At 71.2% G+C, this 240-nt stretch carries 1 protein-coding gene; it reads right to left on the reverse strand.

Annotation, left to right across the window (positions count from 1 at the left end):
• The coding region (locus AC2YHB_RS25655; RefSeq protein ID WP_487354886.1) for an AMP-binding protein at positions 1-240 on the reverse strand (240 nt) is incomplete at both ends.

Consider the following 240-nt stretch of genomic DNA (forward strand, 5'->3'; position numbering starts at 1 on the left):
GCCCCAGATGGTGCGCAGCATGGAGGGCCACGGCGAGGTGATGACGAGGTAGCCGCCGGAGCCGTTGGGCACGGAGTTGCCCTCGTCGTCGACGACGTCGGCCTCGATGCCGGGGATTGCGGTCATCGCGGAGCCGGGCTTGCCGGCGGTCACGCCCGGCAGCGGGGAGATCATCACGGCACCGGTCTCGGTCTGCCACCAGGTGTCGACGATCGGGGTGCGGTCGCCGCCGATGACGTG

The sequence above is a fragment of the Nocardioides sp. SRI_004 genome (assembly GCF_057586415.1).